Origin of the sequence: Bradyrhizobium sp. 157 (assembly GCF_023073815.1) — a bacterium.
Lineage (GTDB): Bacteria > Pseudomonadota > Alphaproteobacteria > Rhizobiales > Xanthobacteraceae > Bradyrhizobium.
The window spans coordinates 81,492-104,116 of sequence record NZ_JADPKF010000120.1 but is presented as its reverse complement, the minus strand read 5'-3'; the positions used below and the strand labels follow the sequence as shown (position 1 = coordinate 104,116).

Annotated in this window: 28 protein-coding genes and 1 pseudogene; 15 read left to right on the top strand and 14 right to left on the bottom strand. The window is 62.2% G+C overall.

The window, feature by feature from the left end; all coding sequences use genetic code 11:
• The first annotated feature begins 1 nt into the window (after position 1).
• The gene (locus IVA95_RS36170; RefSeq protein WP_247514849.1) at positions 2-1,879 is read left to right on the top strand and encodes a flagellar protein; all 1,878 of its coding nucleotides are present in this window, start codon (positions 2-4) and stop codon (positions 1,877-1,879) included.
• A gap of 74 nt (positions 1,880-1,953) precedes the next feature.
• On the opposite strand, the gene flbT is transcribed toward IVA95_RS36170, so the two are convergent.
• Positions 1,954-2,382 (bottom strand): flagellar biosynthesis repressor FlbT, encoded by a 429-nt coding sequence (gene flbT, locus IVA95_RS36165; protein ID WP_247514848.1) that lies wholly within the window; start codon positions 2,380-2,382, stop codon positions 1,954-1,956.
• 167 nt (positions 2,383-2,549) lie between these two features.
• Between flbT and IVA95_RS36160 the strand changes: the two are divergent.
• The 3 genes and pseudogenes from IVA95_RS36160 to IVA95_RS36150 form a co-directional block, all read left to right on the top strand.
• A pseudogene (locus tag IVA95_RS36160) lies at positions 2,550-2,859 on the top strand (flagellin); the annotation flags it as partial.
• A 272-nt stretch (positions 2,860-3,131) separates the two neighbouring features.
• Positions 3,132-3,497: a flagellar biosynthesis regulator FlaF gene (gene flaF, locus IVA95_RS36155; RefSeq protein ID WP_213246209.1), complete on the top strand. Its 366-nt coding sequence runs from the start codon at positions 3,132-3,134 to the stop codon at positions 3,495-3,497.
• 23 nt (positions 3,498-3,520) lie between these two features.
• On the top strand, positions 3,521-3,886 hold the full coding sequence (locus IVA95_RS36150) for a hypothetical protein (RefSeq protein WP_247514847.1): 366 nt from the start codon (positions 3,521-3,523) through the stop codon (positions 3,884-3,886).
• Positions 3,887-3,893: 7 nt separating this feature from the next.
• Here IVA95_RS36150 and IVA95_RS36145 read toward each other — a convergent pair whose 3' ends face one another.
• From IVA95_RS36145 to IVA95_RS36130, 4 genes are all read right to left on the bottom strand, one after another.
• Complete coding sequence (locus IVA95_RS36145; protein WP_247514846.1) at positions 3,894-4,274, bottom strand: hypothetical protein; 381 nt, start codon at positions 4,272-4,274, stop codon at positions 3,894-3,896.
• Positions 4,275-4,432: 158 nt separating this feature from the next.
• The gene (locus IVA95_RS36140) at positions 4,433-4,924 is read right to left on the bottom strand and encodes a hypothetical protein (protein ID WP_247514845.1); all 492 of its coding nucleotides are present in this window, start codon (positions 4,922-4,924) and stop codon (positions 4,433-4,435) included.
• Positions 4,925-4,942: 18 nt separating this feature from the next.
• Positions 4,943-5,299, bottom strand: coding sequence for a flagellar assembly peptidoglycan hydrolase FlgJ (gene flgJ / locus IVA95_RS36135; protein WP_247514844.1), 357 nt, complete (start codon positions 5,297-5,299; stop codon positions 4,943-4,945).
• Complete coding sequence (locus IVA95_RS36130; RefSeq protein WP_213246199.1) at positions 5,299-6,423, bottom strand: flagellar basal body P-ring protein FlgI; 1,125 nt, start codon at positions 6,421-6,423, stop codon at positions 5,299-5,301. Before IVA95_RS36130 ends, flgJ begins: the two co-directional genes overlap by 1 nt.
• A gap of 266 nt (positions 6,424-6,689) precedes the next feature.
• Between IVA95_RS36130 and IVA95_RS36125 the strand changes: the two genes are divergently transcribed.
• Positions 6,690-7,103 (top strand): flagellar assembly protein FliX, encoded by a 414-nt coding sequence (locus tag IVA95_RS36125; RefSeq protein ID WP_247514843.1) that lies wholly within the window; start codon positions 6,690-6,692, stop codon positions 7,101-7,103.
• A 189-nt stretch (positions 7,104-7,292) separates the two neighbouring features.
• On the opposite strand, the gene IVA95_RS36120 is transcribed toward IVA95_RS36125, so the two are convergent.
• On the bottom strand, positions 7,293-7,682 hold the full coding sequence (locus IVA95_RS36120) for a helix-turn-helix domain-containing protein (RefSeq protein ID WP_247514842.1): 390 nt from the start codon (positions 7,680-7,682) through the stop codon (positions 7,293-7,295).
• 113 nt (positions 7,683-7,795) lie between these two features.
• On the opposite strand from IVA95_RS36120, the gene IVA95_RS36115 reads away from it, so the two are divergent.
• From IVA95_RS36115 to IVA95_RS36100, 4 genes are all read left to right on the top strand, one after another.
• Positions 7,796-8,407, top strand: coding sequence for an NAD(P)-dependent oxidoreductase (locus tag IVA95_RS36115; protein ID WP_247514841.1), 612 nt, complete (start codon positions 7,796-7,798; stop codon positions 8,405-8,407).
• A gap of 201 nt (positions 8,408-8,608) precedes the next feature.
• Positions 8,609-8,974 carry an RNA polymerase-binding protein DksA gene (gene dksA / locus IVA95_RS36110; protein WP_141686941.1) on the top strand — a complete coding sequence of 122 codons (366 nt, stop codon included), beginning with the start codon at positions 8,609-8,611 and terminating at the stop codon, positions 8,972-8,974.
• Positions 8,975-9,043: 69 nt separating this feature from the next.
• Positions 9,044-9,829 carry a fumarylacetoacetate hydrolase family protein gene (locus tag IVA95_RS36105; protein ID WP_247514840.1) on the top strand — a complete coding sequence of 262 codons (786 nt, stop codon included), beginning with the start codon at positions 9,044-9,046 and terminating at the stop codon, positions 9,827-9,829.
• A gap of 10 nt (positions 9,830-9,839) precedes the next feature.
• Positions 9,840-10,652, top strand: a complete 813-nt coding sequence (locus tag IVA95_RS36100; protein WP_247514839.1) for a hypothetical protein — start codon at positions 9,840-9,842, stop codon at positions 10,650-10,652.
• Between the two features lie 4 nt (positions 10,653-10,656).
• Here IVA95_RS36100 and IVA95_RS36095 read toward each other — a convergent pair whose 3' ends face one another.
• Positions 10,657-11,064, bottom strand: a complete 408-nt coding sequence (locus IVA95_RS36095; protein WP_247514838.1) for a ClpXP protease specificity-enhancing factor SspB — start codon at positions 11,062-11,064, stop codon at positions 10,657-10,659.
• A 628-nt stretch (positions 11,065-11,692) separates the two neighbouring features.
• Between IVA95_RS36095 and IVA95_RS36090 the strand changes: the two genes are divergently transcribed.
• Positions 11,693-11,953: a hypothetical protein gene (locus IVA95_RS36090; RefSeq protein ID WP_247514837.1), complete on the top strand. Its 261-nt coding sequence runs from the start codon at positions 11,693-11,695 to the stop codon at positions 11,951-11,953.
• Between the two features lie 413 nt (positions 11,954-12,366).
• Here IVA95_RS36090 and IVA95_RS36085 read toward each other — a convergent pair whose 3' ends face one another.
• On the bottom strand, positions 12,367-12,726 hold the full coding sequence (locus IVA95_RS36085; RefSeq protein ID WP_213246183.1) for a PRC-barrel domain-containing protein: 360 nt from the start codon (positions 12,724-12,726) through the stop codon (positions 12,367-12,369).
• 410 nt (positions 12,727-13,136) lie between these two features.
• Here IVA95_RS36085 and IVA95_RS36080 point away from each other — a divergent pair, with 410 nt between their 5' ends.
• Positions 13,137-14,732 (top strand): ATP-binding protein, encoded by a 1,596-nt coding sequence (locus tag IVA95_RS36080; RefSeq protein WP_247514836.1) that lies wholly within the window; start codon positions 13,137-13,139, stop codon positions 14,730-14,732.
• A gap of 149 nt (positions 14,733-14,881) precedes the next feature.
• Here the strand turns inward: IVA95_RS36080 and IVA95_RS36075 are convergent, their stop codons facing one another.
• The 6 genes from IVA95_RS36075 to flgF form a co-directional block, all read right to left on the bottom strand.
• Positions 14,882-15,145 carry a GlsB/YeaQ/YmgE family stress response membrane protein gene (locus IVA95_RS36075; protein WP_247514835.1) on the bottom strand — a complete coding sequence of 88 codons (264 nt, stop codon included), beginning with the start codon at positions 15,143-15,145 and terminating at the stop codon, positions 14,882-14,884.
• 44 nt (positions 15,146-15,189) lie between these two features.
• Complete coding sequence (locus tag IVA95_RS36070) at positions 15,190-15,645, bottom strand: YidB family protein (RefSeq protein WP_247514834.1); 456 nt, start codon at positions 15,643-15,645, stop codon at positions 15,190-15,192.
• A gap of 224 nt (positions 15,646-15,869) precedes the next feature.
• The gene (gene flgH / locus IVA95_RS36065; protein ID WP_247514833.1) at positions 15,870-16,622 is read right to left on the bottom strand and encodes a flagellar basal body L-ring protein FlgH; all 753 of its coding nucleotides are present in this window, start codon (positions 16,620-16,622) and stop codon (positions 15,870-15,872) included.
• Between the two features lie 5 nt (positions 16,623-16,627).
• Positions 16,628-17,713, bottom strand: a complete 1,086-nt coding sequence (gene flgA / locus IVA95_RS36060; RefSeq protein WP_247514832.1) for a flagellar basal body P-ring formation chaperone FlgA — start codon at positions 17,711-17,713, stop codon at positions 16,628-16,630.
• Between the two features lie 10 nt (positions 17,714-17,723).
• Positions 17,724-18,512 carry a flagellar basal-body rod protein FlgG gene (gene flgG / locus IVA95_RS36055; RefSeq protein WP_213246171.1) on the bottom strand — a complete coding sequence of 263 codons (789 nt, stop codon included), beginning with the start codon at positions 18,510-18,512 and terminating at the stop codon, positions 17,724-17,726.
• 18 nt (positions 18,513-18,530) lie between these two features.
• Positions 18,531-19,295 (bottom strand): flagellar basal-body rod protein FlgF, encoded by a 765-nt coding sequence (gene flgF, locus IVA95_RS36050; RefSeq protein WP_247514831.1) that lies wholly within the window; start codon positions 19,293-19,295, stop codon positions 18,531-18,533.
• Between the two features lie 388 nt (positions 19,296-19,683).
• On the opposite strand from flgF, the gene fliL reads away from it, so the two are divergent.
• Genes fliL through IVA95_RS36030 form a run of 4 tightly spaced genes read left to right on the top strand, consistent with a single transcriptional unit; the run spans position 19,684 to position 22,609 of the window.
• A complete protein-coding gene (gene fliL / locus IVA95_RS36045) occupies positions 19,684-20,175 on the top strand; it encodes a flagellar basal body-associated protein FliL (RefSeq protein ID WP_247514830.1) in 492 nt (163 codons plus the stop codon).
• An 18-nt stretch (positions 20,176-20,193) separates the two neighbouring features.
• The gene (gene fliM / locus IVA95_RS36040; RefSeq protein ID WP_213246165.1) at positions 20,194-21,396 is read left to right on the top strand and encodes a flagellar motor switch protein FliM; all 1,203 of its coding nucleotides are present in this window, start codon (positions 20,194-20,196) and stop codon (positions 21,394-21,396) included.
• A complete protein-coding gene (locus tag IVA95_RS36035; RefSeq protein ID WP_028348637.1) occupies positions 21,393-21,830 on the top strand; it encodes a DUF6468 domain-containing protein in 438 nt (145 codons plus the stop codon). The genes fliM and IVA95_RS36035 overlap by 4 nt, the downstream gene beginning before the upstream one ends.
• Positions 21,827-22,609: a flagellar protein FlbB gene (locus tag IVA95_RS36030; protein ID WP_247514829.1), complete on the top strand. Its 783-nt coding sequence runs from the start codon at positions 21,827-21,829 to the stop codon at positions 22,607-22,609. The genes IVA95_RS36035 and IVA95_RS36030 overlap by 4 nt, the downstream gene beginning before the upstream one ends.
• The last annotated feature ends 16 nt before the right edge of the window (positions 22,610-22,625 follow it).

The following is a 22,625-nucleotide window of genomic DNA, read 5'->3' as shown; positions in this document are numbered from 1 at the left end:
CATGTCGATCGATGGCGTTAGCGGCAGGACATCCTATATCGGGACCTCGATTCTCAATATCCGCAAGCAGCTCGATGATCTGACGCAGCAGCTCGCCAGCGGCCGGGTCTCGACGACCTACGCCGGGCAGGGGGCCAATCGAGGCTTCGCGCTCAGCCTGCGCGCGCAGGTCAGCAGCATCGACGCGTTCAAGGATACCGCAACCAACGTCAATACAAGGCTTAACGTCGTTAACCTGGCGCTGCAGGGCTTGGTCGACATCGGCACTTCGGTGAAGAGCGCTGCCAGCACATCGACCATCGTGCTCAACGACAACGGTCAGACCTCCGGCCAGATCACGGCGCAGGCGGCGTTCTCGAATGCGGTGTCGCTGCTCAACAGCCAGACGGGCGATCGCTATCTGTTTTCCGGCCGCACCACCGACACGTCAGCGACGGTGCCGGCCGACGTCATGCTCGACGGCGTGGGCACGCAGGCCGGTCTGAAGCAACTGATCAACGAGCGCCGTCAGGCCGATCAGGGCGTCGGCAACATGGCGCATCTGACGGTCTCGTCGCCGCCATTGACGACCACTGTGACCAGCCTCGCCGAGGACGGTTCATCGTTCGGGTTGAAGCTCGGTGCGATCAGCTCATCGCTGACGGGGGCGACCGTGACCCAGCCGACCGGCGCGCCGCCGGCCGCCACCGTCGATCTCGGCGCGGTCAATCCGAACAACGGCGACAAGATCACGTTCAACTTCAACCTGCCCGACGGCACCACGGAGTCGATCGCGCTGACCGCGACGACCACCAATCCGCCGCCTGCCGGCTCGTTTTTGATCGGCGTCGATACGATCGCAACCACCGCCAACCTGCAGGCGGCGCTGACTTCTTCGATCCAGACGCTGGGCGACACGGCGTTGGTTGCAGCGTCCGCGATCGCAGCGTCGGAGAATTTCTTCAATCCGTCCGCGACCGTGACCGGAAGTGCAGTCAACAATCAGGCCGCGGTGCCGGCGCCGATCACCGGCGCTACGCTGCTCTCGGGGGCTGCGGGAACTGATTCGCTAGCCGCGAGCTTTGTGGCGGGCGATACGATTACGGTCAACGGCACGCCGATCACCTTTGTCGCAGCGGGCGCGACCGGCAACCAGCTCAATATTACCGACAGCGTGCAGACCTTGCTAGCCAAGATCGATTCGATCACCGGCACCGGTACGCCGTCGACCGTCACCGGCGGCGTGATTGCGCTGCATGGTGGTGACGGCGCGAGCCTGACGGTTTCCAGTTCGAACGCGGCCGCGTTCGCGGCGCTGGGGTTCAGCGCCACGGCGAGTGCAAATCCGGCACCGTTGCGTGTGAACGGCCCGCCATTTGCCACTGCCACCAATCTGATCGGCGGCACAACCGCCAACACCGTCTCGTGGTACACCGGCGAAGTCGGCACCGATCCGCCGCGCGGCACCGCGATCGCGCGCATCGACCAGTCGATCACGGTGCAGTATGGCGCGCGCGCCAACGAGCAGGCGTTGCGCTATCAGTTGCAGAACATCGCGGTGTACGCCGCGGTCACGACCAATGCCGCCAATCCGAACTCAAAGGCGCAGGTGAACGCGCTGCAACAGCGGATTTCGGCAAACTTGGCGCCACAGAGCGGCCAGCAGTCGATTCAGGACATGCAGGCGGAGTTCGCCGGCGCGCAGAGCGCTATCAAGGCCTCGACCGACCGCCAGACCCAGCTCAAGGGAATGGCGCAGACCATGCTGGACCAGATCGAGGGCATCAACCAGGACGAGGTTGCAACCAAGATCCTTGCGCTGCAGACCAGTCTGCAGGCCTCGTATCAAACGACATCGATGCTCTACCAGACCACGCTGACCAAGTTCCTGCCGATCTGATCGAGCATTGTTCGCTCGCAATGAGAGAAGGCCTCCTTGCGGAGCCCTTCTTTTGCTTTGCGGCGCGAGCGTGGTTATGCGGATTTGCGATCGTGCTGCTCGGACGATTGCAGTTTCCGCGCGGTCTCCAGGATCTGCTCTTCATGGCCGATCAATTTTTTCGCTTCCTTGAGCGCGTGGTAGAGATCGCCGTTCAGAGTGAAGTTGTTGATACCCTCGATGAAGGGCCATGCGCTCGGCATTGTCGTGAGGATATCGCGCATCAGGCTGAAATAGGTCGGATGGTGGGCCATCGGATCCGGCGACAGGTACATGAGCTGCACCGCGAGATAGACCAGCTTGGCTGGCGTGTCGGCGGTCTCGGGCGTGAGGATGTCTTTCTCGCGCAGGATCGGAATCCTGTCGCCGTCGATCAACAGCCTGGCGCGCTGATCGGTATTGGTGACCACGCAGGCGCCGATGATGATTCGCTCGTGCGGTTTGAGCTCGACTTTCAAGGCCATGCCTGTTCTCCGTTTGACGCTTTTCGCGCGGTGTCGATTGCCCGCCGGCAGATTCGGCATCCTTTCTGATGATGGTTAACCAATGGTGAACATGTGAATAGTGCCCATTTGGCAGTGCTTTCTTGCACCTGATCGGTAGGAACACGGAGCAGATTCCGACCCAGCGAATTAATTTCACCGGCGTCAACTTCAACGCGGCCGGTCTCGGTCTCGCCAACTTGGTCCAGGGTACCGAGTTCATCGGCAACTCTGCCACCGCCAAGGCTATCACCCGAGCTCCGCTCGACGCTGTTGCGCGCGCAGGCGCCTGCGTAGGGTTCCAATCCGTCGATCGCACAGATCCATCAGGACTTCTCGCAGAACCAGATCAACGTGTGCAGACCGGCTCGTCGAACCTGACGCTTGCCGACACCAACGAGGAAGCGGCCAATAGCCAGGCGCTGTCGACCCGCCAGTCCGATCGCGGTGTCCGCACTGGGCGGCGGGGGAGACTCCGCCGCCATTTCTTTTTTGGACTTTCTCGCTCGAGAAGATCCCGGCACGAAGAAAAGTACCGAAGGTAATAATTTGGCCTTCGATGTTAATTCCATCAGAACCTGATGGCCGGCATGCTGACGAAAATGTGGATTTCTGCCGGACTACCGACACAATCGGTAACGCTTGCTAACCATATTTAAAGGCGCAATCTGTATGAAAGTTGGGCAGTCTCTGCAGTCCCGCGGTCAACCGCTCCCCATCGAGGTTCGTGAATGTCTAATGCAGCCCAGGCCTACGCGCGTACATCGCAAACGACGACGTCCCCCCGTGAAATCGAAGCGCAGGCGCTGCTGAAGGCCGCACGGCAACTCCAGGAAGTCCAGTCGAACTGGAACGGCCCTGATAAAGCCATGCACAACGCGTTGCTGTTCAACCGTCGGCTATGGTCGATCTTCATGAGCGCCGTTGAGGCGAGCGAAAACCCTCAACCGATCGAAGTGCGGCAGAACATCGCGAACATCGGTGTCTTCGTGATGAAACAGACTGTCGACATGCAATTGAACCCGGATCCGGCGAAGCTGAAGTCGCTGATCGACATCAATTGCAATCTCGCTGCCGGCCTTTCGGGTCGCGGCTAACCGGTTCGAAGGAGCGGGCCAAGATGGCTGACCTCTGGAGCATCATATCAGCCAACTACAAGACGGTGGGATTGACCGTTCCATCCAAGACTCCGTACGTGGCGGTCGATCCGAAGCTCTATGAAGGCACCTGGACCGGAAAGTACCCCGACAACAAGACGTTCAAGTTCACGATCTCGAACGTCACCGGCTTTCGCGCCAAAGTGCAGTACCAGAGCGGCGGCACCAACAAATTTCAGGAAGTCCTTATCAAGGACCTTTCATTCCGGATCGGTGACACCAAGTTCACGCTTAGCGCCCTTGGCAAGGCGGAGATCAAGAACGTCGTAACCGATGCGGCGAGCGGCCAGACCTATCTCGACCAGGCCTACGCATCGCGCTCGAGCTGATGTCGGCTCAGGCCTTGCGGTCGGTCGCGCGAAGCCGCGTCGGGGCGTCCTTGGTCAGGTCGAGCGTGTGGAAATAGGCCCGCCGGCGCAGCACGGCTTCCTCCGGAAACTGCTTTACCACCTGGCTCGTCTTGACGTCTACTACCTGGTAGACGACGGCGCGTGCCTCGCGGTCGATCACGACCTGGTTCGATACTGCAGGATTTGAAATGGAGACGCGCACCGCGGCGGAATCGGTGCTGGCGCGCGCGCTTGAGTCGACTGCCGAGACGCTCTGGCTCGCCGGCAGTTCGGTTGCGACCGCATGTTGTGCCGCCTCGCTCACGTGCTGAACGATCGGCGCGGCAACCGGTGCCCCCACCGGTTTGATGTTGAAATCTGTACTCATGGCAGCCTCCGGGCTTGCTGCGAGTCAAATCCCAACCCCTCGTCGACGCAATATAGCCGGGCACCTCTCAACACGGTGTTAGGGAATACGCTGAATCCCGCTCTGACGCGGGCGCGCAAATTTAGTGAAAATTGTAGCGGACAGAAGGCCGCGATCGCTTACAGCGAGCGGCTGACCGAGAGCGGGGTGATGTTGCGCGGTCCCGGCGCGGCGCGTTGTCCGGAAGCCGTATAGGTGTTCGGAATGTTCTTGCGCTGGACCTCCGCATTGACGCCGCGCACGATGCCCTCCGACACTGCGTGCGCGGTCGCAAGCACGGTGAGATTGATCTGCAGCATCGCGCGGAAGGTGTCGTGATGGCGGCGCAACGTCGCCAGCAATTCCGGCGATACCTGCGCCAGATATTTTTGCGCGTTCTTCAGATTCTCGACCGCGACCATGTAGCGACGCGACTGCTCGCCCTTCTGCTCTTCCAGCCGTATCGCCTCGCGCACGTTGCCGGCGCGAACCAGTTCGGTTTCGCGCTCTATGATGCCGAGCAGCGCGCTCATCACATCCATCAGCTCTTCCGCGAGCTTGCGCGCCTCGGCCGGCGTGGAGATCGCTCTTACTGGTGCGGGTGCGGGGCTGGCCTGAGGACGCTGATTCATGTCGGGGTTCCTTTTGGATCAGCCGGCGCGGTTGGCTTGCTGCAGGATCAAGGAGCGGAAGACGTCGTTGGAAATGCCGATGCCGCCCGATCTGGTGAACGATTTCGAGTATTCGTCCGTCAGCATCGAGCGCCAGACGCCGGTGCCGGTCGTGTCACCGAACGGTCCTTCGCCTTTGACGCCGGTGGTCATCTGCGAAAACATCGAGTTGAGGAACATCGCCTCGAACTCCTGGGCCTTGGCGCGCGTCTTCTTCTGCGCTTCGGGCGAGATCTTCTTGAGCGCGTCGGCGAGTTGCGGATCGTTTCGGCCGTTGATCAGCGAAGTGTTTTTCTTCGAGTATGCGCCGATGCCATTGATAAGGCTCGTGTCCATCACATCACCTCGATGTCGGCCTGGATCGCGCCGGCGGCCTTGATCGCCTGCAGGATACCGATCAGGTCGCGTGGGCCGATGCCGAGACCATTTAGGCCGTCGACGAGTTGCTGCAGCGAGACGCCGTCCTTCACGACCGCGAATTTCTTGCCGTCCTCGGAGACGCTGACGCCGGTGCGCGGCGTGACGACAGTTCGGCCGCGCGACAGCGGATTGGGCTGGCTGACTTGCGGGCTTTCGGAAATCGAGACGGTGAGATTGCCCTGCGCCACCGCGACGGTAGCGACGCGAACATCGCGGCCCATCACGATGATCCCTGAGCGTTCGTCGATCACGATTTTGGCGGCGAGATCCGGCTCGACCTGCAATTGCTCGATCTCGGTCAGGAAGGCGACGACATTGCCCTTGAATTCGGCGGGGATCGCAAGCTGCACGGTGGAGGGATCGATCGGCTCGGCGGTCTTGACGCCGAGGAAATCGTTGACTGCGGCCGCAATGCGCTTGGCGGTGGTGAAGTCGGCATTGCGCAGCGCCAGCCGCACATTGGGCAGGCGATTGAGCGCGAATTCGATCTCGCGCTCGATGATGGCACCGTTGGGGATCCGGCCGTTGGTCGGCACGCCGCGCGTGACACTGGCGGCGGCCCCTTCGGCTGCGAAGCCGGAGATCGCCAGCGAGCCTTGGGCGACCGCATAGACGTTGCCGTCTGCGCCGAGCAGGGGGGTGACGAGCAGGGTGCCGCCCTGCAAATTCTTGGCGTCGCCGAGCGCGGAGACCGTGACGTCCATCCGCGTGCCTTGGGTGCCGAAGGCCGGCAGATTGCCGGTGACCATGACGGCGGCGACGTTGCCGGTGCGGATGGTGGCGCCGCGGATGTTGACGCCCATGCGTTCCAGCATCGCCTGCAGCGATTGTTTGGTGAAGGGAATGTTGTTCAGCGTGTCGCCGGTGCCGTTGAGGCCGACCACCAGGCCGTAGCCGATCAACTGGTTCTGTCGCACGCCTTCGATATTGGCGAGATCCTTGATCCGTGACGTCGCGCCCGCGGACGAGGGCGCTAATGCCACCGCCAGCAGCGCGGCGCAGGCCACCCAAATCAGTCTTGCCGAACGGATGCCGGGCATCCTGTGCTCCCCTTGAGGTCTTCCACCGGACCGCAGGCGCCACTCCCATGACGACGGTCCGGCATTAACTATGCGAGCGCCGTGCCACACTGCATTGCCGCAGCAATGCATTGATATTGCTGGATGTTCGTTGGGGACGCGCGATCGCGGCGGCTTCACCACGATGGGCGAAACTGCCGCATGTCGGCAGATTTTGCCGGGCCGTTTACGCGTCATTAACCATAAGAAGGCGAAGGTCACTCTATTCTCAGGGCGAGATCACCACGATGCGCATCTACGGACCGAACGGCACCACGCTTGGATCGCCCGCAAGTCATACGCGGCGAACCAGTTCGACCGGCTTCTCGCTGCCGGAGACGCCGACGACGCCCGAGGAGCCACGCTCGGCCGCAGCGCCCAAAGCCGCCGGCAACATCGACGCGCTGCTTGCGCTGCAGGGCGTCGAGGATCCGACTGAGCGCCGCAAGCGTTCGGTGGCACGGGGCAGGGGCGCGCTCGACGTGCTCGACGAACTCAAGATCGGCTTGCTCACCGGCAATCTCGATGCTTCTACGGTGAACCGGCTGCGCGATGCCGCTGCCAATCTGAAGTCGTCCTCCGGCGATCCCGGCCTCGATGCGGTGCTGGCCGAGATCGAGCTGCGCGTCGAAGTCGAACTGGCGAAAGCCGGTCGGTTCTAGATTCCGAATGTCGTTGCCCGGCTTGCCGCCTCCGCTAAAGCTTCGGCGAGCCAGCTTGGATAGCCTCGGCGAAGCCTTGGCGTAGCCGGGACCGGGCAACCCAGTATTCCAGAGACGCCTGCTTCTGACCGAGAGGCCACGGCGTACTGGATGCCCCGCTTGAAGCGGGGCATGACAGCAGTGGATGACTCACGCCGCGATATCCTTGCGCGCCGCGTCGTAACGGCGCTGCGCGTTCAGCACCTCCTTCAGGTTCTTCTCCGCCCAGTCCCGCAACGGATCGACCGCGTCGGCGAGCGTCGCGCCGAGTGGTGTGATCGAATACTCCACCGTGACCGGCACGGTCGCGATCGCGCGGCGTTTGATCAATCCGTCGCGTTCGAGCGATTTCAGAACCTGGCTCAGCATCTTTTGCGAGATGCCTTCAATGGTGCGGCGTAACGCATTGAAACGCATCGGCTCGTGCCTGATGAGGAGCAGGATGAGCACGGCCCATTTGTCGCCGACGCGATCGAGAATCTGCCGTGTCGGGCAATCGGCCGAATAGGCGTTCGGGGTTTTCGAGTTGGCGGCTTTCACGGCGGTTACTCCGGCGTAATCAGGTGACCCAAAAGTGCTCTCTTAACACTTACATTCATTTCCCTATCTAGTCACCATTGGATACCACATTCGCGTATCGCAAGGGAGCCTCCATGAAAATCGCCGTCATCGGTGCGTCCGGCAATGCCGGTTCGCGCATCACCGCCGAACTCGCCCGCCGCGGCCACAGTGTGACCGCCATCGCCCGCCATCCCGAAAGGATCGCCGCCCAAGCCAACGTCACGCCCACCGCGGGCGATGCCATGGACCAGGCGGGACTGGTCCGGCTGATCGCCGGTCATGATGCCGCGATCAGCTCGATCCACTTTCTCGCCAGCGACCCCGCCAAGCTGATCGGTGCCGCCAAGGATTCGAAGGTCGGCCGCTACCTCGTTGTCGGAGGCGCCGGCAGTCTTGAAGTGGCCCCGGGCGTTCGGCTGGTCACCACCCCGGGTTTTCCAGTGGCATACAAGGCGGAAGCCGAGAAGGGCGCCGCCTTCCTCGATCTGCTCCGGGCCGAGAAGGAACTTAACTGGACCTTCCTGTCACCCTCGGCCCTGTTCACCGCCGGCGAGCGAACTGGCAAGTTCCGCCTCGGGACCGACCAGCTTTTGACCGCTGCCGACGGCAAAAGTTCGATTTCCTTCGAGGATTTCGCAGTTGCACTCGCCGATGAGATCGAGCGTCCCGCCCATATCCGCCAGCGCTTCACGGTCGGCTACTAGCGTGCCGGGCGGTCCCGATAACTTTGCCTGTGCAAGGCCTTGGGGGAGGTACCCCCAAGGAGCCGGCCTATATTGTCTGTCACAAGCCGCCGCTATATAAGGCCCGCGCGGACGGACAATTTTCCGCCCCGCCTTGCACGTGAAGATGGGCTGGCCTTGGAAAAGTTGAAGAATTATCGACCCTCCGAAAAAGAGCCTTTCATGAACGACCGCCAGCGCGAGTATTTTCGCGCCAAGCTGCTGGCGTGGAAGGATGAGATCCTGAGGGAATCGAAGATCACCCTGCAAACGCTTCAGGAAGAGAACGTCAATCATCCGGATCTCGCTGATCGCGCCTCTTCCGAAACCGATCGCGCCATCGAACTGCGCGCCCGCGACCGCCAGCGCAAATTGATCTCCAAGATCGACGCGGCGCTGCAACGCATCGAGGACAACACCTACGGCTATTGCGAGGAGACCGGCGAACCGATCTCGCTCAAGCGGCTGGAGGCTCGCCCCATTGCAACGCTGTCGGTGGAAGCGCAGGAACGTCACGAGAAGCGCGAGAAGGTTTATCGGGACGAGTAGGGCATGGCCTGGCGGCTGACCGCGAAGGGCGGTCGGCGCTGCAGGCTGCAACCATGAAGGCCGCCGCTGATGGACAAGATTCTCGCGGCCGCACAGAACATTGCTACCGCCCGCCGCAATCGCGCGCCGCTGGCCGCGCTGCCGCCTGAGCTAGCGCCTGCCGATGAAGCCGAAGGCTATCAGACCCAACGCGCCGTCCACGATCTGCTGCTGCCGCAGACCGGCACGCTGGTCGGCTACAAGATCGGCTGCACCAGCCCGGTGATGCAAGAGTATCTCGACATTCCCCATCCTTGCGGCGGTGGCGTGTTCGCCAAGGGCGTGCACGACTCCGGCGCCAAGCTGCGCTTCGGCGATTACGTCCGCGTCGGCGTCGAATGCGAGATCGCCGTGCGGCTGGCACGTAATCTCGCGCCGTCAGAAGCCCCGTTCACTGCGGAGTGGGTGATGGAAGCGATCGAGGCCTATCACCCCGCGATCGAGATCGTCGACGACCGCTACGTCAAATGGGAGACGATGGGCGCGCCGACGCTGGTCGCGGACGATTTCTTCGCCGCCGGCTGCGTGCTCGGCAAGGCCGTTTCGCGCACCAAGGCGCCGGACCTGCTCACGGTCAAGGGCCGGGCCATTGTCAACGGCAAGGAGGCCGGCCGCGGCAGCGGCGCCGACGTGCTCGGCCACCCCCACAACGCGCTGGCCTGGCTCGCCAATCATCTCGCCGAAGAGGGCAAGGGGCTAGATGCCGGGCAAATCGTTCTCACCGGCAGTCTCGTGAAAACCGTGTGGCTCGAGCAGGGCGATGTCGTCAGAATGGAGCTCGACGGGTTGGGCACGGCGGAAGCCAAATTCACATGAAATGACAGTAATGGCTGAGAGCGTTCCGTCGGTTCTCGAGTCCGAAGCGAGAGGCGAAATCGCCGACGTCTATGCCGACATCCGCAAGGTGCTCGGCACCAGCGTGGTTAACCTGGTCTGGCGCAACCTCGCGACCATGCCGGGCGCGCTGGAATGGACGTGGGCGACGGTGCGGCCGCTCTATCTCGGCGACGCGCCATTGCACGCCGAAGCCGTCAGGCGAACGATCGCATTGCCGGATTGGCCCGCCTTCTCCGTCGACACATTGCTTGCCGCCGGCGTGGACGAGACCGAGCGCGCACTGATTCGTGACGTGCTCGACAGTTATCAACATACCAATGCGCTCGCGCTTGTCGTGCTCTCGGCGCTGCTGGCGCATTACGAGCCGCGCCCGGCCGATGCCGTGAGCCCAGTCGCTACGGCGCCAACGGCGCCCGGCACCAAAATTCCGGAGCTGCCGCCGATGGAGGCGCTGGACCCAGAGGTGGCGGCGCTGGTCGCCGAATTGAATACGTTCGGCGAAGACACCGAGCCGCAACTGATTGCCAGTATGTACCGGCACCTGGCGTACTGGCCGTCCTATCTGGCGCTGGTGCGAACAATGCTGGCGCCACTGCAGCGGGAAGGGCGGCTAAATGCGCTGACGCTTTCGACTCGCGTGCTCGGGCACGCGCATGGTGCGATTCTCGCAAAGCAACTGAAGCCGGCGCCGCCGCCGGACACGCTCAAACCCGCGCTCGCTTCCTGCCGCCTGTTCGTCGAACATCCGATTGCACGGATGACAGGGCTCTGCGCCATGATCCGGCGCGCGACGCCGGAGTGAGGCATCAGCCGTCGGAGCACTTCAACTCGGACTTGTCCCAGAATGATTTGATTGCATGGAAGGGGACGGTGACCCGCTCCCGAGCCCCTCTTAATCGCAGCAGGACGTCGAAGCGGTCGTCCTTTACATTCAACTGCTCGAAGTCATTCTGCAGGATGATGGTCATATCGTCGGGATATTTTGACTTGAGGCCAAGCGACAGTTTCACGCCGTCGGCGCCGGTGCGAAACGTGAGATTAACCGGCCGCTGCTCGGAGGCGAGGCGGAGCGTCTCGGCAATCTTGGAGCGCGCCGCCGGCTTGCTGCACGGCTCGGCGAACGCAGGCGAGGCCGAAAGAAGGATCGCGAGGAGGAGAAGCAGTATTGCTTCACAAGAGATCGTCCCACCCCGCACTTGCGGGGTAGCCAGCACGCCGCGACCTGTCGTTTCCATCACTGCGGTCTCTGGAATACTCGATCGCCTGCTTCTCGGGCGAATGACAAGTGGATGTGCGCTCGCGTTTCCGCGGCTCGTTTTGCCCGGTCATGCTAACGGGTTCCCTCAAAAAAGAAAGAGGGCGCGGGAGCGCCAGATGCCCGCAGCACCCGCAGTCCGTGTGTATTGGAAGTAAGCCCACGGTAATCACTGCGGGTGTGCCGATTACCATGCGGTGCCTGCGCCATCAGTTTAACGGCTTATGTCGTGCTCCCCGGCCATGAATCCGTCTTGCCATCATCGCCGGCGAATTAATGGTTAATTGAAAACTTTGCCGGGCTCTTCGCCGTTCGTTCACGCGCGGTTGCTCGCTCAGTTGAAGCCGCCCTGCGACAAACTTGCGCACCCGAGCTGCCGCATCCACCGCATCCTGCGCCGGGTCTCCGTGGCGATCGCGCTATGCCTCTCCCAACAGGACGCTGTAGCGATGCTTTGAACAGCCTCGACAGGCAGCTTCGGGGGGCCTGGCACGTTTGCGTGCGTTCGTGGCGGACGCGGCTTACAATCAGGAACCTGGTGCAGCAGCCGCAATTGGATTGGTGTGTGCACCAGACGGGAAACGGCCATGAAGATGAAAGCCATTTCGCTCGCAGCAGCCTTCGTACTCGCCTGCACCGCTGCGTTCGCGCAGGGCGGCAGTTCACAGGCCGGCGGCCCCGGTTCGAAGGCTACCGGCGAAGCCGGCATGAAGAACGGAGCAACGGGCACGACGAGCAGCAACTCCAAGCCTTCATCCAAGGACGCCAGCACGCAGGGCGCGGGGACTGCAGGCGCCGTGGACAAGAAGGGCGATGCTACTTCTCCCGGAGGAACCATGAAGAAGTAACGTTCGGGCGGGAACGATTCCTGATCGGGAAAATTATGCAATCGTGTTTTTAGATACGCGGCAACCTTTCAGGCTCTGGCGCAATCTTCCCCCCCGAGAGGCGCCGGGGCCTGCTTTTTGGTCGACCGGTGGCTGATTCCGCGCCCGGCGCTGTTAGATCGAGCTATTGGTAAGCCGCATCACTGTCACAGGCTGATGACGTACGCGCTCATCGCCAGCAAAACGGCGACGCTGACAGCGATAACGATCAAGAAGAATTTTCCCATTGCTCCGCCTTTCGCGGGTCACAACGCGAGGCAGCAGGAATAGTTCTCCGCTGACAGGCGAACGCAGCTCTGCGTTCGCGTTCGCCCCTGCCAAGCGAAAGAGGCCCGCGTCAAGGCGGGCCTCTCGGAGGTTAGGCGCGACGGCAGTTACATCGCGATCCCGTAATAATCGTTGACGGCGCGGGTCCGGGTCGGATCGCTCCAGTTCCAGGTGTTGTCGTTGCCGTAATGCGGTGCGCCCTTGAGCTGCGCCTCCGTCACGCCGGTGACGTAGCCACCGAGCGAGGTATCATATTTCAGCGATTGCCAGGGTAGCGGATAGTGATCGTCGCCGATGCCGAGAAAGCCGCCGAAGGAGAGCACGGCGTAGGACACCCTCCCGCTCTTCTTGTCGATCATGACGCGCTCGATCGAGCCGATCTTGTTGCGATCGGCGCCATAGACTGCAGTTCCCTCGACCTTGTCGCTGCCGATCAGGTTGCCGGTTTCATCTGCTTCTAGTGCCATTGGATTCTCCTCCCGCTAGATGGATGAACGAAAACAAGAGCGGGGTGGAAATGTTCCGGAGTGTGGCAGCTACCCCTCGACGCATCGATGTGGATGTCGTGCGTCCAGTCGCACGTAGGCTTACCTGTCAATTGGGGTCGTAGGCATGTCCGCTAGGGGCTACTGACATCCGAAGCTTGGCCGGCACACGCGGCCGTGCCTAAGGCCGATCTGCTAAGCCTCGACGAAGCCTCCGCCTAATTGTTCCCGGGAATGCAACATGCGGGTTTGATGGCATCGGATGGACTCAACAACATTAGCCGAGGGCAGCGCCGCGCTTGTGCGTGTGGCGAAAAACCTGAATAATTTCCAATGGACGGATCGGAGGATTGCGGTTGCATGCTTGCAGCCGCTTGTTGGAGCTATTCCACATGTCGACGCTCACCGCGCATGGCGCGTGCTTACTGTGGAAGCCGGAACTGATCTGGCTGAACGTTATTTCCGACGCGATGCTCGCCGGCGCCTTCTTTGCTACGGCGTTCGTCCTCGCGTTCTTCGTGTGGCGGCGCCACCGTGAGCTTATGTTCCGGGGCGTATTCCTGACATTCGCGATCTTCGTCGCAGTCTGCGGAGTGACCCGCCTGCTGTCCATCTACACCATGTGGGTGCCGGCTTATGAAATCGAGGCCTTGACCAAAGCTTTCCTGGCGCTGATCTCGGTCGCGATCACGGTAGCACTGCTGTTGCTGCTGCCGCGGATCCTGGTGCTTCCCACGCGCATGCAGCTTGCGGATGCCAATGCGGCACTTGAGCAGGAAGTCAGGCAACGCCGCGAAGCCGAGGCGATGGTCAAGCGTTTTGAGGAGAAAGAGGCCACCGAATCCAAGGTCCGGCAAGCGCAGAGGATGGAAGCCATCGGCCAGCTCACCGGTGGCGTCGCGCACGACTTCAACAATATTCTAACTGTGATCACCGGGACCATCGAAATCCTCAGCGATGCGGTCAAGGATCGTCCACATCTCGCTCAGATCACCAATCTGATTAGCGGAGCGGCAGCAAGGGGGGCTGAGCTGACGAAGCATTTGTTGGCATTCTCCCGTCGACAGCCGCTGCAGCCGCGCAATACCGACGTCAACGCGTTGGTGATTGATACAGCGCGTCTGCTACGACCGACCCTCGGCGAACACATCGAAATTGAATCGATGCTGGCGCACGATTCTGCGCCGGCCCTGATTGATCCCAGTCAGCTCTCGACCGCGATCCTGAATCTCGCCCTTAATGCACGTGACGCGATGTCTAACGGCGGGAAGCTGACGTTAGAAACCAAGAATGTGGTGCTCGATGAGAACTACGCTCGCCTGAACAGCGAGGTTAGACCAGGCAACTACGTCATGATCGCAGTAAGTGACACAGGGGAGGGAATTCCCGGCAGCCTGCTCGAAAAGGTGTTTGAACCATTCTTTACCACCAAAGAAGCCGGGAAGGGATCGGGGCTCGGCCTCAGCATGGTCTATGGCTTCGTTAAACAATCGAATGGACATATCAAGATCTACAGCGAAGAGGGCCACGGCACGACCGTGAAGCTATACCTGCCGCAGGCCACATCTGGTGGCTCGGAGGCGCCCGCCGGCGCGACCGGCGCGTATGCGGGCGAACATGGCGAGGAGACTATCCTGATTGTCGAGGACGACCCGCTGGTCCGCGAATACGTCGTGGCGCAGATCACCCGTTTCGGGTTCCAAACGCTCGCCGCCGGCAATGCTGCCGAGGCGCTGGCTATCATCGATAGACCCCAACGCGTTGACCTGCTGTTCACGGACGTAATGCTCCCCGGGGGCATGAATGGCCGCCAGCTCGCGACCGAGGCGGTCAAAAGGCGCCCGGAGCTCAAAGTGCTTTATACCTCCGGTTATGCTGAGAATGCCCTTGTACATCATGGCCGTCTCGAGGCTGGCGTGCTGCTGCTGCCGAAGCCTTATCTCAGCGCCGATCTCGCGCGGATGCTTCTAACCGCGCTGGCATCGTGAGTTCTTCTGGATGGGCAGGCGATTCCTTGACTTACTGAATAGCGTCAGGCGTACCGGGGCGCAGGGTCTGGACCGTGCGCTGTGCCGCATCGACGCGGAGGGACCATGTCCCTCGCCAGGACCCTGGGCGTTCGCATCAGGTCCAGTTCTTAGATCGATCGCCGTTGCCGACCGGCGAAAAGACCGTAGACAAAGAGCACGATGATGGCGCCGACTACCGCACCGATCAGGCCCGCGCCTTCTCCGGGCCTGTACCATCCGAGCGCCTGGCCGAGATAACTCGCCACGAAGGCGCCGACCACGCCCAGTATGGTGGTGAGAATGAAGCCTGAGGGCTCGTTGTCGCCAGGCATAATGAACTTGGCAATCACGCCGGCAATGAAACCAATGATGATCGTCCACAGTATGCCCATCTCGATGCTCCGTTCCTGATTGCCCAGACGTCACGTCCATCAATTCATGCTGCGGGTAAACGGCCGTCCGGCGTGTATTTGTCGACGGCTGCCGGAAGCTCGCGCGACAATCTCGCCAGGATTTCCTCCTGCGACAGTCCGGTCTGCTGTTCGAGTTGTGCCAGAACGTCGGAGCCGATCGCCTGCTTCAATTCCGGCGGCGAGACATCCTTGTTCGGGCCCTGATTGATCCAGGATTCAGCCTTATCTCCCTGGCCGTTTTGCTGGAACCTATCGAGCAGTTCGCCGATCCCGCCGCTGAGGAGGCCGCCAACCCCGGCGCCGCCCAGCACCCCACTCAGATTGCCCAGCAAGCCGCCCAGGGGCTGCTGACCGGCGCCCGAATTCGGCTGGCCGCCGCCAGCGCCCTTGAGAAGTTCTGCCAGTTTGTCGCGGTTCTGATATCCGGCAATGGCGAGTAGCCCAAGAAGGGCTGTCATCGATGGCATTCCGCGGCCCATGGTCGGCTCCCTGTAGGTTCGGTGCTGTGAGGAACGCAGGGCGGAAGCTTCGGTTCCAATGCGTGAACGGCCGTACGAGGAGAACAATGCGCGCCCGTGCCGCCGCAAGCTCAAGATGATCCTCACGCAAACGACCACGGCCCCCGCCAGGGGAGCTGACGGAGGCCGCGTTGATACACTTCATCGCGCCTAGGTTCGCGATGGAGTGTGGGAGCTCGAAAAAGCTAGAACGGCAGCAGCACGTCCATCACCTGTTGCCCGTAACGGGGTTGCTGCACGTCAGTGATCTGGCCGCGGCCGCCATAGGCGATGCGGGCCTGCGCGATCTTGGTGGAATCGATGGTGTTGTCGCTCTGGATATCTTCGGGGCGGACGATGCCGGCGACGATCAGTTCGCGGATTTCGAAGTTGACGCGGATTTCCTGTTTTCCTTCGACCACGAGATTGCCGTTCGGCAGCACCTGCGTCACGACCGCGGCAACCGTGGTCTGCAGGGCTTCCTGGCGGTTGACGGAGCCCTTGCCGTCGCTCGATGACGTCGAGTCCGTGGTCAGGAGGCGGCCGGGCAGGATCTTGTTCGGCTGCGTGATCGTTTGGGCGCCGATGAAGTCGGTGATTCCTGAATCTTCCTTGCTCGTGCGGCTGCGCTGGGTCTCGTTGGCGATGTTGGCCTTGTCGGTGATGTTGACAGTCACCGTCAGCAAATCGCCGACGCGCGCCGCGCGCTGGTCCTTGAAAAATGCACGCGAGCCGTTCCGCCACAGCGAGTTGGCGTTGTAGGAAGCCTGCTCGGGCTTGGGCATCGGCATCTGCACCGGCTTGTAGCCGGGCTGCGTGGTCGGGTTTTCGATTTCCGTCAGCTTCGGCCTTTCGCCGATCTGCGACAGACGGTCGATCGAGGAGCAACCGCTTGCCAAGGCGGCCAGCAACAGCATGGCGCCGGAAAGAGCGAGGCGGTTGAAACGGGTGACTGACATTTACATTACTCGGCTTTTGGAGCGACTGGCGAACTGACGGTAGCTACGGCGACGGGTGCGGGTTGTGCTTTGCCAAGCGAGGAGGTGGCGTCGCTGGTCTGCGGCAGGCGAGACGCGGGCGGCGAGATCGAGACCTGCCCACGGCCAGTCACGGTGCCGGACACCGTGCGCTTCGACTGCAGGTTCATGACGGTGACGACGTCGCCTTCGGTGCCGCTGTCCAGCGCCTTGCCGCGCATGGTGAGGTAGATTCCGGGCGTCTCGTAGATCAACATGACGTTCTGATCGCGCTGTACCAGATCGGGCTTGGCGAGGTCGGCGGCCTTGATGGCATGGCCGGCGCGGAGCTGGCGACGGGCCTGCATGCCCACCGCGCGATCACGCGCGGCGGCATCAGGGCCGACTTCCGCTTTCGGGCGGCGCTCAATCACCACGTCGGACGATTTCAAGATCTCGTTGCGCTCGACATTGCGCGCCAGCACCGCGGCCTCGACGGTCTCGATCGCCGTGCCGGTAAAACGCAGCTTGGCAGCGGCGGCGCCGTTCTCGTTGGCGATCTCAAAGCTGACGTCGAAGCGGCTGTTGCGATTGTCGTATCGCACGATGGCCGCCTGCAGGCTGCCGCTGAAGCCGGCGTCCAGCCTGACGTCGCCGGGATCGCGATCGAAAGTCAGCGACAGATTGGCGGCGTCGCCGAGACCATTGCGGCGCTCCAGCGCGCGCGCGACCTGCAGCTCGATGTCCCTGCCTTCGAGCGTGCGGGCCAGACGCGTCACCGAAATTTCCCTGAGGTCGCGGGTGTCGACGCCGATCACATGATGGGCACGAAGGGTGTTGAGCACCTGCGCTACGGGCAGCGAGCCGGTGGTGCCGAGATCCGGGGCGCGATAGATCGCGATCTGCGCGGCGCTGCCGGCATTGTCGATCACGTCGCCGATCCGCACGAGGTCGCCCGATACCTGCACGTTGGCGCGCAGCGCGGGCGCGGCGATCACGTTGCGGCTCGCGAAGCTTTCCTGGGTCTGCGCGACAGCGGCCGTGCTCGATGCGGCGATCAGGGCGGCGGCCAGGCGGAGGGCGCGGGCGATCATGACCAGTCCTTTAGCGGAACATGTTGGAGGTCGATTGCAGCATCTGATCGGCCGCGCTGACGACCTTCGCGTTCATTTCATAGGCACGCTGGGCGGCAATCAGGTCGGAGATTTCGGTCACCACCTCGACATTGGCCTGTTCGAGGTTGCCCTGCTGCATGTCGCCAAAGCCGTCGGTGTTGGCGACGCCGTCCTGCGGCGTGCCCGAGGCTGGGGTGTCCGTAAACAGATTATCGCCGATCGGGTTGAGACCGGCCTTGTTGATGAAGCGGGTCAGGCCGATCTGGCCGACGAGCGTCGGTGTGTTCGATCCCGGCAGTATCACCGTGAGTTGGCCCTGAGCGTTGATGGTGATCTGCGAGGAGTTTTGCGGAATCGTGATCGTCGGCTGCACCGGGTTGCCCTGGGCGGTGACGACACGGCCTTGCGCGTCCATCATGAACGAGCCGTCGCGAGTATAGGCATACGTGCCGTCGGGCACCTGGATCTTGAAGAAACCTTCGCCGCGGATCGCGATATCGAGGTCGTTGCCGGTCGGCGACAGCGTGCCCTGGCTCATCAGCCGCGGCGTGCCGACGGTCTTGACGCCGCCGCCGATGTCGACGCCGACCGGCAGGATGGTCCCCTGGTCGGAAGCCTGCGCGCCGACGCGGCGCACATGGTCGTAAATCAGGTCCTGAAATGCCGCGCGCTGCTTCTTGTAGCCGGTGGTGCGCATGTTGGCGATGTTGTTGGAGATCACCTGAACGTTGAGTTCCTGTGCCGCCATGCCGGTCGCTGCCGTGTAAAGTGCGCGCATCGATCTATGCCTTAAGCGTTATGCCGGAACGTCGGCGAGTTTCTCGACTGCGGTTCGGTGCAGGTCGTGCTGCTGTTGCAGCATCGCCGAGATCTGCGTGTAGGTGCGCGTGATCTCGATCATGCGGCTCATTTCGTGGACCGAATTGACGTTTGACTTCTCGATATAGCCCTGGCGCACCCGCGAGGTGATGTCGGGCTGGGCGGCGATGCCCTGGCCCGCCGAGTAGAGGTTGCCGCCTTCCTTGACGAGCTTCTGCGGGTCCGCAAAGGAGACCAGCCGCAGCTTGCCGCGAACCGAGTCGGTGCGGCCGGTGCCCTCGAGGACCGTGATATTGCCGTCGGCCGCGATGTTGATTTCCTTGTCGGTCGGCTGGAACACGAGCGGACCGGAAGTACCCAGCACCGGATCGCCGCTCGCGGTCACGAGCTGGCCCTGATTGTTGATCTGCAGGCCGCCGTCGCGGGTGTAGCGTTCGCCGGCGGCCGTTTGCACCACCAGAAAGGCGTTGCCGTCGATCGCGACGTCGAGCGGGTTCTTGGTCTGCTCGGAGGGGCCGGCCGAGAAATCATGGAAGGTGGCGCGGTCATGCACAAAGGAGACGCGGCGGTCGGCATGCATGAAATTGTCTTCATGCGCCGGCGAGCGTAGATATTCCTCGAACAGCGACCGGTCGGCCTTGAAACCGGTCGTGTTGATGTTCGCGACGTTGTTGGCGACGACATCCAGCTGCCGTTCCAACGTCATCTTCCGCGAAAGTCCGACGAGAAGCATATTCTCCATCGGTGGTTCTCCCCTTGATCGATCCGAAGCAGGCTCTCCCAAGCCCGTGGTCCGGATCCGTCGTAAACCTTTGAGCTCTCCCAAGCCGGCGGGTCCACGCCGTCTACTTTGCGAAAGCCGTGCCAAGTCCTGAAATGCTGATTTTTGAATGGGTTAGGCGTTTTTCTGGGGGCGGAGGGGGCGGCAGAAAGGTCTTGTTGACCATGTTTGCCCGGCAGATTTTTCCCAGTTGGGCGCGAATGGAAAGGTTCCGTTAACCATTATTACCCTAGCGTTGCACGCGTAGAGGGCGCGTGTGCGCTGGCGGCTTTTGTTTCGCGTTGTGGGGGCATCGTTACCCAGGCTGGTGGCAACCGCGTTCGTTTCCGGAAGCGAAGCGGGCGGGGCAATGGCTGACAACGAGCAGGCGGTAGGCGCAGACGGCGCAGACGCCGCACCGTCGAAGAAGGGCAGGCTCAAGCTGATCATTGCGGTCGCCGGATTCGTCGCCATTCTTGGCGCCGGCGCCGGCTGGTTCTTCCTGATGCGCGGCCACGGCGAGGAGAAGCACGCCGAAGCGCCGCCGCCGAAGCCGCCGTCCTTCATCGAAGTGCCCGATATGATGGTCAACCTGGTCGGCGCCCCGGGCGAGCGGGTGCAATATCTCCGCGTCAAGATCGTGCTCGAGATCAAGGAAGAGAAGCAGGTCGAGGCGATCAAGCCGAACCTGCCGCGCGTCACCGATCTTTTCCAGACCTACCTGCGCGAATTGCGTCCCTCCGACATCAACGGTTCGGCGGGCCTGTTTCGTCTCAAGGAAGAACTGACCAAGCGCGTCAACAACGCGGTGGCGCCGCAGCAGGTGAGCGCCGTGCTGTTCAAGGAAATCGTCGTGCAGTGATGGGGCGGATTTAGCATCATGGCCGGCAACCAAGACCAGATGGACCAGGACGCCATTGCCGCGCAATGGGAAGCCTCGCTGGATTCCGAAGACCCCGCGGCGGCTGCGGAAGAGGCCGCCGCCAATGAACTCTCCGAGAGCATGGCGCTGCAATGGGCGGCCATGGTCGAGGATGGCGGCCGCGAATTCGGCAACAAGAATTCCGGCGAGCGGGTTCTGTCGCAGGAAGAAATCGACAATCTGCTCGGCTTCACCGTCGGCGATGTCAATCTCGACGACCATTCCGGCATTCGCGCCATCATCGATTCCGCGATGGTGTCCTACGAGCGTCTGCCGATGCTCGAAATCGTGTTCGACCGCCTGGTGCGGCTGATGACCACGAGCCTGCGCAATTTTACCTCCGACAACGTCGAAGTCTCGCTCGACCGCATCACCTCGGTCCGCTTCGGCGACTACATGAACTCAATTCCCTTGCCGGCCGTGCTCAGCGTGTTCAAGGCCGAGGAGTGGGAGAATTTCGGCCTTGCGACCGTCGATTCCAGCCTGATCTATTCGATTATCGACGTGCTGCTCGGCGGCCGCCGCGGCCAGACCTCGCTGCGCATCGAGGGTCGGCCTTACACCACGATCGAAACCAACCTCGTCAAGCGGCTGGTCGAGGTGGTGCTTTCAGACGCCGAGCAGGCGTTCCGGCCGCTGTCGCCGGTGACGTTCTCGATCGACCGGCTGGAAACCAATCCGCGCTTCGCCGCGATCTCCAGGCCCGCCAACGCTGCGATCTTGGTGCGGCTGCGCATCGACATGGAAGACCGCGGCGGCAATATCGAACTGCTGCTGCCCTATGCGACCATCGAGCCGATCCGCCCGGTTCTGCTGCAGATGTTCATGGGCGAAAAGTTCGGCCGCGATCCGATCTGGGAAGGACATTTCGCGACCGAAGTGGCGCAGGCCGAGATATCGGTCGATGCCGTGCTGTATGAAGCCGACATTCCGCTCAAGCATTTGATGACGCTGAAGGTCGGCGACACGCTGCCGCTGGAGATGCGTCCCGACGCACTCGTGCAAGTCCGCTGCGGCAATGTCCTTCTGACGGAAGGCCGCATGGGCCGGGTCGGCGACCGCGTCGCGATCCGCGTCACCAAGCAATTGCGTAAACCGAATACCACCTTCGCGATGTTCGAGAAGGCCGACGAGCAAACCAAGTTGATGGAGGCACAATGAGTCATTTCCTTGGCATTGTGATCGAGAGTCTGGTGGCGGTTTTGCTACTGCTCACGATCGGTTACTGCATGCTGCTCAACAAGCGGCTGAAGCGGCTGAAGGCGGACGAGCATTCGCTAAAGGCCACCATCGCGGAACTGATCACGGCAACCGAAATCGCCGAGCGGGCGATCGGCGGCCTCAAGCACACGGTGCGCGACGTCAACGAGAATCTCGGCAGCCAACTTGCCGCCGCGACCCAGATGGCGGGGCACCTGAAGGGCATGCTCGCTGAAGGCGACGGCGTCATTCGACGGCTGTCCAAGATCGCGATCGCGGCGCGGCCCTCGCAAGAAGCCGAACCCGCTGCACCCAGGGTCTCTACAGCCAAGGCGGTAGCCGCGGCGGCTGAAGCATTCTCCGAACGCCGAAAGGCCAGTGGCCTCGCCGCATGAAGTCGTTTCGCGATATCCGTGTCATTCCGGTCGTGCTGGTCGCGATCTTCGGCCTTGCAGTGCTGAAGGTCGCGGGCCTCGTGATGGATGGCGGATACGTGTTCGATTATCAGGTCAGCCAGCCGGCCAAGCGCTCCTGGGCACAGGACAATCTGGGCTATCCCGGTGGCTCGATGTCGGATACCGCCGACATCACCGGTTCGGTCAAGAAGGAAGAGAAAAAGGAAGAGGCGCCGAAGCCGGCCGCGCCGGCTACCGAGCCGCCGAAGGCCGACGGCGTCGTGGTGTTTCCCGACCAAAACCCGCAATCGGTGTCGCCGTCGGAGCGCGCCATCCTGGAACGGCTGCAGGCGCGGCGCCAGGAACTGGAGCAGCGTGCGCGTGAAATCGAAATTCGCGAAAGCCTTCTGAAATCAGCCGAGAAGCGCATCGAGGGCCGCGTCGAGGAAATGAAGGCCACCGAGGCGCGGATCTCGACTGTGAGCGGGCAAAAGGCCGAACAGGAGGCTGCCCGCTTCAAGGGCATCATCACGATGTACGAGGGCATGAAGCCGAAAGACGCCGCCAAGGTGTTCGACCGGCTGGAAATGTCCGTGCTCTACGAAATCGCCTCCCAGATTGCGCCGCGGAAGATGTCGGACATTTTGGGCTTGATGCAGCCGGAAGCGGCCGAACGGCTGACGGTCGAACTGGCCCGCCGCGCCGGCGCCGACAAATCCGCTCCCGTGGCCGAGTTGCCGAAAATCGAAGGCAAGATCCTGCAGCCAAAGCCGAACTGACGCAGGATGCGCCCCG